This is a genomic window from Pseudoalteromonas sp. C8 (assembly GCF_011378685.1).
GTDB classification, from domain to species: domain Bacteria; phylum Pseudomonadota; class Gammaproteobacteria; order Enterobacterales; family Alteromonadaceae; genus Pseudoalteromonas; species Pseudoalteromonas arctica.
In genome coordinates this window covers 30,615-44,215 of sequence record NZ_WTKT01000004.1, presented here as the reverse complement: position 1 = coordinate 44,215, position 13,601 = coordinate 30,615, and the positions used below count along the sequence as shown (strand labels likewise).

General features: G+C 37.9%; 12 protein-coding genes. 9 read left to right on the top strand and 3 right to left on the bottom strand.

The window, feature by feature from the left end; all coding sequences use genetic code 11:
• Positions 1-76 precede the first annotated feature (76 nt).
• The 6 genes from rpsA to GQR39_RS05340 all read left to right on the top strand — a co-directional run bounded on the left by rpsA (position 77) and on the right by GQR39_RS05340 (position 5,064).
• Positions 77-1,744, top strand: a complete 1,668-nt coding sequence (gene rpsA, locus GQR39_RS05365; protein WP_002961176.1) for a 30S ribosomal protein S1 — start codon at positions 77-79, stop codon at positions 1,742-1,744.
• A 67-nt stretch (positions 1,745-1,811) separates the two neighbouring features.
• Complete coding sequence (gene ihfB, locus GQR39_RS05360) at positions 1,812-2,099, top strand: integration host factor subunit beta (RefSeq protein WP_007583054.1); 288 nt, start codon at positions 1,812-1,814, stop codon at positions 2,097-2,099.
• 21 nt (positions 2,100-2,120) lie between these two features.
• On the top strand, positions 2,121-2,402 hold the full coding sequence (locus GQR39_RS05355; RefSeq protein ID WP_024600249.1) for a LapA family protein: 282 nt from the start codon (positions 2,121-2,123) through the stop codon (positions 2,400-2,402).
• Positions 2,403-2,404: 2 nt separating this feature from the next.
• Positions 2,405-3,541 carry a lipopolysaccharide assembly protein LapB gene (gene lapB / locus GQR39_RS05350; RefSeq protein WP_165735003.1) on the top strand — a complete coding sequence of 379 codons (1,137 nt, stop codon included), beginning with the start codon at positions 2,405-2,407 and terminating at the stop codon, positions 3,539-3,541.
• Between the two features lie 350 nt (positions 3,542-3,891).
• Positions 3,892-4,596 (top strand): orotidine-5'-phosphate decarboxylase, encoded by a 705-nt coding sequence (gene pyrF / locus GQR39_RS05345; protein WP_101217323.1) that lies wholly within the window; start codon positions 3,892-3,894, stop codon positions 4,594-4,596.
• Between the two features lie 93 nt (positions 4,597-4,689).
• Positions 4,690-5,064, top strand: a complete 375-nt coding sequence (locus tag GQR39_RS05340; protein ID WP_165735002.1) for a hypothetical protein — start codon at positions 4,690-4,692, stop codon at positions 5,062-5,064.
• Positions 5,065-5,107: 43 nt separating this feature from the next.
• Here the strand turns inward: GQR39_RS05340 and GQR39_RS05335 are convergent, their stop codons facing one another.
• Both GQR39_RS05335 and GQR39_RS05330 read right to left on the bottom strand, forming a co-directional pair.
• Positions 5,108-5,941, bottom strand: a complete 834-nt coding sequence (locus GQR39_RS05335; protein ID WP_024590152.1) for a S1-like domain-containing RNA-binding protein — start codon at positions 5,939-5,941, stop codon at positions 5,108-5,110.
• A gap of 2 nt (positions 5,942-5,943) precedes the next feature.
• A complete protein-coding gene (locus GQR39_RS05330; RefSeq protein WP_007583068.1) occupies positions 5,944-7,272 on the bottom strand; it encodes a DEAD/DEAH box helicase in 1,329 nt (442 codons plus the stop codon).
• Positions 7,273-7,480: 208 nt separating this feature from the next.
• Between GQR39_RS05330 and GQR39_RS05325 the strand changes: the two genes are divergently transcribed.
• The 3 genes from GQR39_RS05325 to GQR39_RS05315 all read left to right on the top strand — a co-directional run bounded on the left by GQR39_RS05325 (position 7,481) and on the right by GQR39_RS05315 (position 11,246).
• Positions 7,481-8,488 (top strand): rhodanese-related sulfurtransferase, encoded by a 1,008-nt coding sequence (locus GQR39_RS05325; RefSeq protein WP_007583069.1) that lies wholly within the window; start codon positions 7,481-7,483, stop codon positions 8,486-8,488.
• A gap of 148 nt (positions 8,489-8,636) precedes the next feature.
• Positions 8,637-10,532 carry a DUF294 nucleotidyltransferase-like domain-containing protein gene (locus GQR39_RS05320; protein ID WP_165735001.1) on the top strand — a complete coding sequence of 632 codons (1,896 nt, stop codon included), beginning with the start codon at positions 8,637-8,639 and terminating at the stop codon, positions 10,530-10,532.
• Positions 10,533-10,535: 3 nt separating this feature from the next.
• The gene (locus tag GQR39_RS05315) at positions 10,536-11,246 is read left to right on the top strand and encodes a 3'-5' exonuclease (RefSeq protein ID WP_165721556.1); all 711 of its coding nucleotides are present in this window, start codon (positions 10,536-10,538) and stop codon (positions 11,244-11,246) included.
• Between the two features lie 242 nt (positions 11,247-11,488).
• On the opposite strand, the gene GQR39_RS05310 is transcribed toward GQR39_RS05315, so the two are convergent.
• Positions 11,489-13,069: a BCCT family transporter gene (locus GQR39_RS05310; RefSeq protein ID WP_024590156.1), complete on the bottom strand. Its 1,581-nt coding sequence runs from the start codon at positions 13,067-13,069 to the stop codon at positions 11,489-11,491.
• Positions 13,070-13,601 lie beyond the last annotated feature (532 nt).

The window sequence follows — 13,601 nt, the reverse complement described above, 5'->3', positions numbered from 1 at the left end:
AGGATGCCAGTGCTATTTTAACAACCCCATGCAGCATGGTTGCTTATTGGTATAATATATAGAGACGTATATTCGTATGTCAGAAAATTTTGCGCAGTTATTTGAAGAAAGCTTAAAGGGTTTTGAAGCAGAGCAAGGCTCTATCGTTAAAGGTACAGTAATCTCTATCGAGAATAACATTGTACTTGTAGATGCTGGTCTTAAATCAGAAAGTGCTATCCCTGCAGAGCAGTTCAAAAATGCTGCTGGTGAACTTGAAGTTGCTGTAGGCGACGAAGTAGATGTTGCACTAGATGCAATTGAAGACGGTTTCGGTGAAACTATTCTTTCTCGTGAGAAAGCTAAGCGTCACGAAGCATGGATCCGTCTTGAGAAAGCATGTGAAGAGCAAGAGACTGTTACTGGTGTTATCAACGGTAAAGTTAAAGGCGGTTTCACAGTTGAAGTTGATTCAATCCGTGCTTTCCTACCTGGTTCACTTGTTGATGTTCGTCCAGTACGTGACACAACTCACCTTGAAGGCAAAGAGCTTGAATTTAAAGTAATCAAGCTTGACCAAAAACGTAACAACGTTGTTGTTTCACGTCGTGCAGTTATCGAATCTGAAAACTCACAAGAACGTGAAGAGCTTCTTGCTAACCTTGTTGAAGGCCAAGAAGTTAAAGGTATCGTTAAGAACCTTACTGACTACGGTGCATTCGTTGACCTTGGTGGTGTTGATGGTCTACTACACATTACTGATATGGCTTGGAAGCGTGTTAAGCACCCTTCAGAAATCGTTAATGTTGGCGACGAAATCGCAGTTAAAGTTCTAAAATTCGACAAAGATAAAACTCGTGTATCTCTAGGCCTTAAACAGCTTGGTGAAGATCCATGGGCAGCTATCGCTGGTCGTTACCCAGAAGGTTCTAAACTTTCTGGTCGTGTTACTAACCTTACAGATTACGGCTGTTTCGTGGAAATCGAAGAAGGCGTTGAAGGTTTAGTACACGTTTCTGAAATGGATTGGACTAACAAAAACATCCATCCTTCAAAAGTTGTTAGCTTAGGCGACACTGTTGAAGTTATGGTTTTAGAAATTGACGAAGAACGTCGTCGTATTTCTCTTGGTCTTAAGCAATGTATTGCTAATCCTTGGCAGGAATTTGCTCGTCTACAAAACAAAGGCGATCAAGTTACTGGTAAGATCAAATCAATCACTGACTTCGGTATCTTTATCGGTCTTGACGGTGGTATTGACGGTCTTGTACACCTTTCAGACATTTCTTGGAATACACCTGGCGAAGAAGCTGTACGTGAATTCAAGAAAGGCGACGAAATCACTGCTATCGTATTGCAAGTTGACCCAGAGCGTGAACGTATCTCTCTAGGTGTTAAGCAAATCGAAGCTGACCCATTCAATAACTACCTTGATGCAAACAAAAAAGGTGCTATTGTTAAAGGTAAAGTGACTGAAGTTGATGCGAAAGGCGCAACTGTTGAACTTATCGAAGGCGTTGAAGGTTACATCCGTGTAGCTGATATCGCTCAAGAACGCGTTGAAGATGCAACTACTGTTGTTTCTGTAGGCGACGAGATTGAAGTTAAATACGTTGGTGTTGATCGTAAGAACCGCACTTTAAGCTTATCTGTAAAAGCTCTTTTCGAAGCAGAAGAGAAAGAAGTACTAGAGAAGCTTAAGAAAGAAGAGCCAGTGTTTGAAAACGCAATGGCAGCTGCTTTCGCAAATGCACAAAAAGACTAATATATAATTAGTTTTTAGTTGGAAGGGCATTTTTTGCCCTTCCTATATCTCTTTTTAAGGAAACGCTATGACTAAGTCAGAACTGATAGAAACACTTGCGGAACAACACGCACACGTTCCAGTGAAAGATGTTGAGAATGCTGTAAAAGAAATTCTTGAACAAATGGCCGGCTCATTATCTACTTCAGATCGTATTGAGATCAGAGGTTTTGGTAGTTTCTCTTTGCATTTCCGCGCTCCTCGCACAGGTCGTAATCCTAAGACTGGCGACACAGTTGAGCTTGAAGGAAAGCATGTACCTCATTTTAAACCAGGCAAAGAATTACGCGACCGCGTAAATGAAAGCATTGCCTAGTTAACTTAGTGGAGTAGTTACTTGTTTAAGGTATTAAAAATTATTCTGGTTGCACTATGCCTTATCAGTGCATTTGTATTAGGGTCACAAAACCCACAGTTAGTACAAATAAATTATATTATAGCCAGTAATACATTACCTTTAGCTGTAATAATAAGTATCTGCTTTTTATTAGGTGTTTTAATTGGTTGTTTTATTAGCTTTAAATTGTTTTCGCAATTAAAGTGGCAAAACTACCGCTTAAAAAAGCAATTAGCGCCTGAAAAAGATAAAAAAAAGCTTGCCGCGAATAAAGACACCTAACTATGATTGAGCTTTTGTTTTTACTATTACCTGTTGCCGCTGGTTACGGTTGGATTATGGGTAAAAATAGTGCCAAAAATCAAGCTCATCAACTTAATCGTCAGATCACTTCTGAATACAGCAAAGGCTTAAAGTTTCTACTCGACAGAGAAGAAGACCAAGGCTTAGAGCACTTAATTAATTTGCTTGAAGTTTCAGCTGACTCTGTTGAACACTATTCTACACTTGCTACTATGTTTCGCCGTAGAGGTGAACTAGATCGCGCAATAAAAATCCATGAACTTCTTTTAAAACACCCAAGCTTAAATGAACAACAAGCTGCAACTAGCCGTTTAGAACTTGCCGAAGATTACATAATGGCTGGTCTACTAGATAGTGCAGAAGAGCACTTAGTTTGGTTAGTTAAAGCAGGGCATGTAGAAGCGCTAGATCCTATTATTACTTTATACTCGCAAACCCGTGAATGGGAAAAAGGCATCAACATGTTTGAAGCCCACAGCGAGCTATTTGCAAAAGAACAACAATTTAAAGCGATCGCTAATTTTTATTGTGAATCAGCTTTAAGTGATAACACACCCCAACTAATGAGAAAAGCGATTAGCTTAAATTATAAAGCCGTACGTCCGCTTTACGAGTTAGGATTAGTTGCTTACGCGAAAGAAGATTACGTTAAAGCTATTTATTACTGGCGTGAGCTTGTATCACAATTCACTTTGTTTGCGCCGTTGTTTATTGATGAGCTAGCTCACAGCTATAAACAATTAAATTTAACGCATCAATTTCATGAATTAGTCAGTGACTTGTTAGAAAAGGGCGGTGTATTAATTAAAATAAAACATTGCCAAGCATTGCTTGAGCAAGGACACACTAAACAAGCCTTTGAATTTCTAACTGATAGCTTAAAACGTCAACCTACTATTCGTGGTTTCAGTTTTTTACTGCAATTAATGGGTGACCAAAATAAAAATACTAAAGAAGTACTTAATGAAATTGATAAGCTTGTAACCTCTTATATTGCTACAAAACCTGATTTCCAATGTCAGCATTGCGGTTTTACAAGCTACACCATATATTGGAATTGCCCTTCTTGTAAGCATTGGGAAACCATTGTTCCAAGTCGAGGCTTAGACGGATTTTAATAACCCCTTAAATAATATCGGATTTAACTATGATAATTTTAGCAAATTAAACTGAGAGTTTACTGGGTTGGAATTTTTTGATGTTGTGTCTATATAAATTTCTCTACACCTTCTCTCAAATTACCAGCTAGCACTATTGCATTAAATCTACTTATACAATTACTTTATATCAATTCGCTTAATTAAGTGGTCTGTTTTGAGGTAAGAAAATTGTGTCGATAACAAGGCAAAAATTTCGTAATATTATTGTTCTATATAAGAAATTTTTAACGCAGTTAGCGTCAGATTTGGTCCTCAAATTGATTAAGTATTATTGCGGATTGGTATTATAGCCATACATTAGGATAGTCATGTCTTTCGAACAGTCAAAAAAAATTCTTATAGCATTAGATTACGATGATCAAGAGGTTGCTTTAAACTTTGTTAAACAACTTTCTCCTGATACATGTCGTCTTAAAGTAGGCAAAGAGATGTTTACTTATTTTGGACCTGCATTTGTTAAAGAGTTAATTGATTTAGGTTTTGATGTTTTTCTAGATTTAAAATTTCATGACATCCCTAATACAGTAGCTAAAGCTGTTACTGCAGCTGCGAAAATGGGTGTGTGGATGGTAAACGTTCATGCTTCTGGTGGTTTTGAAATGATGAGCAAAGCTAAATCGGCTCTAGAACAATTTGGCGATAAAGCGCCATTACTTATCGCGGTTACTGTATTAACAAGCATGGATGAAACAGAACTAAAGCGTTTAGGCGTTGATAAATCTGCTCAAGAGCAAGTTATATATTTAGCTAAGCTTGCAAAGGAAGCAGGGCTTGATGGCGTTGTGTGTTCTGCACAAGAAGCAAAAGCTTTAAAAGCAGAGTTAGGTGAGAACTTTAAACTTGTAACACCAGGTATACGTCCTGAAGGCAGTGATGCTGGCGATCAAAAGCGTATTATGACTCCTAAGCAAGCAATAGATGCAGGAAGTGATTATTTAGTTATAGGCCGACCTATTACTCAGGCAGATGATCCCGTAAAAGTGCTTAGTGATGTTAATAGATCTATAGCATAATTTAACAAAAAGCAGCAATATAGTGCTAAAAGCCCTTACCTCATGTATATTTTATGTTACATTATTGGGATTGAAATGTAGTAGGGGTTTGTTTTGAAGTTATTATTAGGTTTTATAATTATTATTGTTGCGGGTTTTTCAGTAAATAAAAATCTTTTTTCTAATAAAGCATATGATGATGTTACATCAGTAACAGATATAATCACGAGTTACCCTGTCAATATGTTCGATTTTAAACAAACAATGCAAGATTATGCACACCACCTATGTTACAAAAATGAGGATACACTTACATCTCAGCATATAACAGTAACTGATTGCATATCTAAGCTTGATGATAAAAAAATAGAATGCGAAAAGAAGGTTTTTCGTTTGGCACCGCTTAACCTAGAGTCAAAAGGTGAAGTGCTTGATTATTCAAGGCAATATACGCAATGTACATTGCCTTATAAGTATATTTTAGGTTAATTACAAACAGATAATATTAGTAATTACAGCCTATTATTTATAATTAAGATCTTAAGCGAATGGATTTCGCTTCAATATCTATCAACTCTTGTTTGAATAATCCACCAATTGCTTTTTTATAGTTAGCTTTACTAGTAGAAAACATCTTTTTTATTGCTTCAGGTTCAGATTTATCACCTAATGGGATAACTCCACCTTCGTTTTTAAGTTTTTGCATAATAGTTTCACCAAGGTCACTTACTTTTCCCATACCTGGTTTTTCTAATACAACATCAATTTTTCCATCTTCACGTACTTTCTGAATGAAGCCTTTAAGCTTTTGACCCACAAATAAGCTTTTAAATACCATATTGTAAAAAACAACACCGAAATGCGATTCTTCAATTAATACCTTGTAGCCAATATCTGTTTTACCAGCAACAATTAAATCTACTTCTTGTAAGTGAGTATATTGTGGCTCATCTTTAGATAGGAAGCGATTAAAGTTGTTTGATGCACAAATACGTTGGCTTGCATTATCAAGGTACAGACGAACTAAATATGAGTGACCTTCTTGCATGCGTGGTTTTTGTTCGTTAAACGGGGTTAGTACATCTTTCTCAAGACCCCAATCTAAAAATGCACCAATACTATTAATTTCTTTAACGCGAAGCAGGGCATATTCACCTACTTGTGCGTGTGGCTTTTTAGTTGTGGCAGTTGCTAAGTTAGCGTTGTCTAAAAAGATAAATACACTAATGCTATCGCCCGCTTCAAGCTCATGTTTAATTTCTTGTTTTGGTAAAAACACTTCACCTAAATCATGACCATCTAAGTAAGCACCTTCGTTACTCACTTCTTTTACAAATAATGTTTGTGTGGTTCCTAGGTAACTCATAATTATTCCTGCTCAGTCTTTTTTTTACGGCGCATTGGTGTATCGCCATCAATGTTCATTGGTGCTTTAATTGGTGCTGTTGGCTTTTTAGGTTTGGCTTTGCGTTTAAATACAGGCTTTTTAACAGCGGCGGATTTTTCTTTAGATTTATCCCACGTTGCCTCAGGCTTTTTCTCTTTTAAACCTTTAAATTTAGCTTTTAAGCCCTCTACGCTCGCAAATTTTAACTCATCATTTAAAAATGCTTTAATAGCTAAATAACTTGCCCAATCTTTTGGGCCAACTAATGAAATTGCGTTACCTTTAAAGCCTGCTCGTCCTGTACGACCTATGCGGTGTACATATTCTTCAGCGTGTTTTGGTAAATCAAAGTTAATAACATGCGTTACACTTAGTAAATCTAAACCACGAGATGCAACATCAGTTGTGATTAATATTTTAAAGTTTTCGCGACTAAACGAATCCATTATATCTAAACGTTTATTTTGTGTTAAATCACCAGCAAGCGCTACAGACTTGAAGCCTTTAGCATTAAGCGCTTCACTCAAGCGACTCGTGTCAGAACGTGTTGCTGTGAAGATAATGCATTGACCAACATCATCTTGATTCAAAAAGTGCTCTAATAGCGCTTCTTTATGATCAAGGTGATCGGCTAGATATAAAGTTTGTTTAATATCGCTATGTTGCTCATTCGCTGCACTTAGCGTAATTTGCTTTGGTTTTTTTAATAGGTTACGTGATAGAGCATCTACTTGTGCATGGTCAAGTGTTGCAGAAAACAATAACGTTTGACGTAAACGGTGATTAGCTTGCTCGTTAATCATTTTTAACTGCTCGGTAAAGCCTAAATCTAAAATACGATCGGCTTCATCAAAAATAAGCAGTTCTAGTCCACTCAATTGTAATGAACGTTTTGTAATGTGATCAGCTAAACGCCCTGGTGTAGCAACTACGAATTGTGGGTCGTTTCTAAGTGCTTTTATTTGGTCATTAAAGTTTTCGCCACCAAGTATTTTTACGGCCTTAATGGCTGTGCCTGCAATTAATAAACGCAGCTGAGTAAATACTTGCGTAGCAAGCTCACGAGTAGGAGCAACAATAAGTACACGAGGATCGCGTTTACTGAGTGCTTTTTGTTTCATAACCCTTTGTACAGCAGGTAATAAAAACGCCAAGGTTTTGCCCGACCCAGTTTTAGACTGAGCGAAAATGTCATGCCCTGCAAGTGCGGTAGGCACTGCATGCGCTTGAATATCGGTGGGCTGGGTGATCCCTTGATGTGCTAACTGTGTTTCAAGGCGTGTATCAATCCCAAGATCAGTAAACTGCAATGTGTGTTTCTCCAAAATGAGCAAATTAAGTCTATAAATTTATCAGCGCATTATAGCTTACACAGATAGGTCGCTAACAGTAAAAACCAATCTATAGCGCTATTTTTTGCAATTAAACTAAAAAAGCGTAAAATACGCGCCCCATATGCGCCGGATTTACGATTCGGTAAACGCCAATACTGGCTAATAAGGCAAAATAGGAAATAGAATGACTGTTGTTCATAAAGATAATGTAACGGGCGATCACTTTGTAGTATGTGCGCTGTATAAATTTGTTGGTTTACCTGAATTTGAAGCTATCCGTAAGCCGTTGCTTGAAGTGATGGAAGCAAATGAAGTACGCGGTACTTTACTACTCGCTGCCGAAGGTATAAACGGCACTGTTTCTGCAAAACGTGAAGGGATAGACAACTTATTAGCCTGGCTTGATGAGCAACCAAATTTAAAAAACATCGTAACAAAAGAATCTTACGATGATGAATGCCCGTTTTACCGCACTAAAGTAAAACTAAAAAAAGAAATTGTAACGATGGGCGTTGAAGGCGTAGATCCGCTTAAAGTTGTGGGTAGCTATGTAAAGCCAAATGAGTGGAACGCACTTATATCTGATCCAGAAGTAATTTTAATTGATACACGTAATGATTACGAAATTGAAATTGGTACATTTCAAAATGCAGTCGATCCAAATACTAAAACCTTTCGCGAATTTCCACAGTGGGCTAAAGAAAACTTAGACCCTGAAAAACATAAAAAAGTAGCGATGTTTTGTACAGGTGGTATCCGCTGCGAAAAATCGACGGCCTACATGAAAGAGCAAGGTTTTGATGAAGTTTATCATCTTGAAGGCGGCATTTTAAAATATCTAGAAGAAGTGCCAAAAGAAGAAACCATGTGGGAAGGCGAATGTTTTGTATTTGATAATCGCGTTGCGGTTGATCACGACTTACAAAAGGGCTCTTATGATCAATGCCACGCGTGCCGTATGCCAATTACAGAAGACGAAAAGTTAAAGCCTGAATACATGGAAGGTGTATCTTGTCACCATTGTATTGAAGAAGTGACAGACGAGCAGCGGACACGTTTTGCGGAGCGCCAAAAGCAAATAGAATTAGCGCAAGCCCGTGGCGAAGGCCATATTGGTAATGAGGCACAAGCTGTTTTACAGCAACGTAAAGAAGCCAAAAAAGCCCAAAAAGACGCTCAGCGCGGTAAATAAATTTTTACAATAAGTATTATATTTAAAGAGTCTATTTAGGCTCTTTTTTTGTGCCCAAAATTGTGTAGTAATTGTTTTCACACTCCGATGATAGTGTTAATCTGCAAAACATATTTAGTCATTTTAATGCGCATACAGGAAGGGATTTATGCAAGCCGAACAAGTTGAAATCGCACAATTTTTAGCACAACATCCTCCTTTTGATGACTTACCTCAAAAAGCGCTTAATGAGCTAGCTCAACAAGTAGAAGTTGCTTATTTTAGAGCAAAAACAGACATTTTAAGTTTTGGACAAGACATATCTGATTTGTATGTGATTAGAAGTGGTTCTGTAGAAATGTATCGCCGAAATGGTGAGCTATACAATCGTTTGGCCATCGCAGGAATATTTGGTCAAATGGGTTTATTGATGAACCGTAAGGTGCGTTTTCCTGCAACTGCCCTTGAAGATACGTTAGTTTATTGTATAAATGTTGAGCTATTCAATCGTTACTGTGATGAGTTTGATGCGTTTGCTGATTACTTTGAAACAGATGGTAACGTGCGTTTACATCAAGCTATTGTTGAACAAGCCGATGGCAATGACCTTACAACCGCTAAAGTAAAATCATTAATTCACAGAGATGTAGTCACCGTAGATGCAACATCTACAATACAAGATATCGCTAAATTAATGACCGAAGAGGCGGTATCGTCAGTTTTGGTAACCGATGTAAATAAACCAATAAACGACGATCCTGAGGAAGATGATGGACAAGTCGTTGGCATAATAACCGATAGGGATTTACGCTCAAAAGTAGTGGCTAAAGGGCTTGCTTTTAACACACAAGCAAAAGAGATTATGTCTACTAACTTAGTGCTTTTAGACGCTAATGACTATATTTTTGAAGCAGTACTGGCCATGCTCAGAGATAATCTTCATCATTTACCCGTAGTACAAAAAAGACGTCCTATAGGAGTTATCTCCCTCTCTGATATTTTACGTTACGAATCGCAAAGCAGCTTATTACTTGTACGCGGCATACTTGCTCAACAAACAATTGAGGATTTAGCGCATTATGCACGCCAATTACCCAATGTATTTGTCCGTATGGTTAATGAAGATGCAAATTCACACATGATTGGCACTGCCATGGCCGTTATTGGGCGTACATTTAAACAAAGATTACTGGTATTAGCTGAAGAAAAGTTTGGTCCACCTCCCGTTCCTTATTGTTTTATTGCACTGGGCTCCATGGCTCGCGACGAGCAACTTATTGTAACTGATCAAGATAACGCACTAATTTTAGATGACAGTTACGACGATGAAAAACATAACGCGTACTTTCAAAATATTGCCGATTTTGTGTGTGATGGCTTAGCGCAGTGTGGTTACACTTATTGTGATGGCGAAATAATGGCGTCGTTTAAAAAATGGCGTAAAACTCGCTCAGAGTGGTTCGATCAATTTGCTGATTGGATAGCCCAGCCAAAACCACAAGCACTGCTTAATAGCTCTATATTTTTTGATTTAGACGGTGTGTGGGGCAAAACCAAGTGGGCCGACGAGCTTAAAATATTTATAGCGAAACAAAGTAAAGTGAATCGTATATTTCTAGCAAATATGGCTGCAAATGCTCGAAATAGGACACCACCGCTTGGCTTTTTTAAAGGCTTTGTTATGGAGCATAACGGCCAACATAAGCGTTCAATGAACTTAAAACGAAGAGGTACTGCACCACTTTCTGATGTTATACGTGTACACGCATTAGCTATTGGTTCGCGTAAACAAAACTCGTTTGAGCGATTAGAAGATATTATTGAAGCTAAGCTATTACCGCAGGGTAAAGCGCAAGATTTACGTGATTCACTTGAGTATATTGCTATGATGCGAATTCGCCATCAAGCGTGGCAAATAGAGAAGGGCGAAGAGCCTGATAACGACTTAGACCCACATTTACTGTCTCCTTTTGAACAGCGAAACTTGAAAGAGGCATTCGCTATTTTAGAAAAAGCACAAAGCTATTTAAAATTTAGCTACACAGCAAACTCTGGTGTGAAGTAGCCTATGAATCCGCGCAATTATAAAGCAGTTGATTGGCAAGCTAGATACAACGAGCTTGCTAACAACACCGAAAATAAACTTCTAAAACACTTTTATGCAGGTGCTTATAACCAAGATAAAGCCGCAGTAGAAGATGTGCCTTTTGTAGCAATGGACTTTGAAACAACAGGTTTAAATAGCCAGAACGACGATATAGTGAGTGTTGGCTTAGTGCCGTTTAATTTAAAGCGTATTTATTGCAAACACAGTCGGCATTGGGTTGTTCAACCAAGACGTAACCTGCATGAAGAGTCTATTTTAATCCATGGAATAACGCACTCTGAGGTGGATGACGCCCCTGATTTTAACCGAATTATTGAACCTTTACTTGAAGCGCTAAGTGGCAAAGTTGTCGTGGTGCATTACGCTGCAATAGAGCGCCATTTTTTAAATAATGCGTTATTACTGAGGCTTAAAGAAGGTATTGAGTTTGCTCTTGTTGACACAATGGAGCTAGAAAAAAGAGCACTAAAAGAGAGGCAAGGTTTATTAGGCCGATTATTTAATACAAAACTAGGCTCGCTCAGATTAACAGATTGCCGTGCGCGTTATTCCCTACCTGCGTACCAAAATCATAATGCGTTAACGGATGCACTTGCCACAGCTGAGCTTTTACAAGCGCAACTGAGTCATCATTACCGTGTAGATACTCCAATCTCAGAGTTGTGGGTATAATACTAATACGCAATAATACTTTAATCATATTGAGGGTTAAACCTGACGCTAGCTGCGTTAAAAATTTCTCATTTAGAGCAATTAAATAAAGAAATTTTGCCTTACTATCGAGAAGTTTTTCCTGCCACAAAATAGATCACTTTATTAAGCGAATGGATATAACCTTAAATAGTTAAATAAAAAAGCGCCGCAAAAATTGCGGCGCTTTCGTTACTAATTAAAAGTATTGCTTACTAAAAGTATTATTTAACTGGGCGAGGCTCAGTTCGTAAACCTAAAACTAAGCTTAAACACATAAACAACAATACAATAGTAAATGGCAAGCCTGTAGAAACAGCACCTGCTTGTAGTGCTTCGATTGCTTGTGTACCACCAATCCAAAGTAAGGCCGCTGCAATTGCGCCCTCTACCGTTGCCCAAAATATACGTTGTGGCACCGGTGCGTCAATTTTACCGCCAGCTGTAATTGAATCAATGACTAATGAGCCTGAGTCAGATGACGTAATAAAAAATACTAACACTAATATAATCGCAATAAATGATAAGATATTAGATAGAGGTAATGCATCAAACATCTGGAACATAGCTAAAGGGACATCAGTTAAACCATTAGTGCCTAGTGCACCAACACCATTAACTACTTGATCAATAGCAATACCGCCGTATATAGACATCCATAAAATAGTGACAGCAGTAGGGACGAGTAATACCGCAATTAAGAACTCACGAATTGTACGACCACGTGATACACGCGCGATAAACATACCTACGAACGGTGACCAAGAAATCCACCAAGCCCAGTAAAATACAGTCCAGCCATGCATCCATGTTTCGTCTTCACGGCCGTGAGGATTACTCAATGGAATAATGTTTTCTACATAGCCCATCACGGTAGTCGGTACATTACCCATTGCTACAGCAAAGCCCACTAAACAAACAAACAATAATAATGAGAAAGCAATTAACATGTTTACATTACTTAGCAGTTTCACACCACCGTCAATACCGCGAACCACAGAAACAATGGCTAAAAGTGTTACACCCGCAATAACTAGAATTTGAGAGCCAATGCCACCTTCTGTACCAAATACATGGTTAATACCTGCAGAGGCTTGTTGAGCACCTAAACCTAAAGATGTTGCAAGGCCAAATAACGTAGCAAGTACAGCTAAGATATCAATGATATGACCAGGCCAACCCCATGCTCTATCACCTAATATAGGATAAAAAATAGAACGAATAGAAAGCGGTAAACCTTTGTTATACGTAAAAAATGCAAGAGATAAACCAACAACAGCGTAAATAGCCCAAGGATGAAGACCCCAATGGAACATAGTTGCGCCCATTGCTAATTTTGCAGCTTCTGGTGTATTAGCGGCTACATTAAGTGGTGTTTCGTACCAACCAGTAAAGTAAGCAACCGGTTCAGCAACGCCCCAAAACATAAGGCCGATACCCATACCTGCAGCAAATAACATAGCAAGCCATGAAACTCGAGAGTGAGAAGGTTTAGCATCATCACCACCAAGGCGAATATTCCCGTAAGGAGAAACAATAAGTGCTAAACAAAAGAGTACAAAGAAGTTAGCAGCCCACATAAATAGGGCATCAAAATTATTAATAATATCGGTCTTGATACTATCAAGCGCTGTTTTTGCAGTTTGTGGGTCGGTAACAAGTATGGCGATTAAAAAGATGACAATCAGGCCCGCACTAGTTCCAAAAACAGGGTTGTGTATATCAAACCCCCACTTTTGTACGTTGTCCTGACCTACGGTGTAGTCCGTATTGTCAATACTATATTTGTCATGATTTTCCTTCATGCAATACCTCTTTAGTTGTCCTAACAAGCCAAAATAAATTCGGCGTCATATCGAATTACATTAGCCTTTAAATATTAAGTAAAAAGTAATACCGTAATTATTTGAAGACTAACTAATTTGAAGAGTGATCATACAGCTAGTAGTGTATGAGTTAAATATTAAATGTAAATGAATTTGTATTTAAAACGCTGTTTATATAGCCAAATTAATGATTCTTTTATTTAAAAAGCCCTAAAATTATAAATTCAGTGAACGTTAAAATTTAGTTTGCTATTAAAAGTATTAATTTACTTAGTTAAGTAAAAAAAGATCACTTTTAAGCAACTTAATTAATGCTTAAATACTAGGGCTTGTTGATCTTTTAGGATTAAAATTTGTTCAATTTAGGAGCTGTTTAATCGATCCTAGGTTTGTAACCTAACGGTTCGATAACTGCTCCTGCGTTATTCTGCATGCTTACATACACGTGAGAATAATTAAAAGCTGAGCAGCAAAGAGCAAATTTCCCTTTAGGGCTAGTATAAATTTATAA

What these genes read in the sequence shown, in the direction of transcription:
- GQR39_RS05315 (WP_165721556.1), top strand. Translation starts at nt 10,536, where the DNA reads ATGAATCCGCGCAATTATAAAGCAGTTGATTGGCAAGCTAGATACAAC.
- GQR39_RS05310 (WP_024590156.1), bottom strand. Translation starts at nt 13,069, where the DNA reads ATGAAGGAAAATCATGACAAATATAGTATTGACAATACGGACTACACC.
- rpsA (WP_002961176.1), top strand. Translation starts at nt 77, where the DNA reads ATGTCAGAAAATTTTGCGCAGTTATTTGAAGAAAGCTTAAAGGGTTTT.
- GQR39_RS05320 (WP_165735001.1), top strand. Translation starts at nt 8,637, where the DNA reads ATGCAAGCCGAACAAGTTGAAATCGCACAATTTTTAGCACAACATCCT.
- GQR39_RS05335 (WP_024590152.1), bottom strand. Translation starts at nt 5,941, where the DNA reads ATGAGTTACCTAGGAACCACACAAACATTATTTGTAAAAGAAGTGAGT.
- GQR39_RS05325 (WP_007583069.1), top strand. Translation starts at nt 7,481, where the DNA reads ATGACTGTTGTTCATAAAGATAATGTAACGGGCGATCACTTTGTAGTA.
- lapB (WP_165735003.1), top strand. Translation starts at nt 2,405, where the DNA reads ATGATTGAGCTTTTGTTTTTACTATTACCTGTTGCCGCTGGTTACGGT.
- pyrF (WP_101217323.1), top strand. Translation starts at nt 3,892, where the DNA reads ATGTCTTTCGAACAGTCAAAAAAAATTCTTATAGCATTAGATTACGAT.
- ihfB (WP_007583054.1), top strand. Translation starts at nt 1,812, where the DNA reads ATGACTAAGTCAGAACTGATAGAAACACTTGCGGAACAACACGCACAC.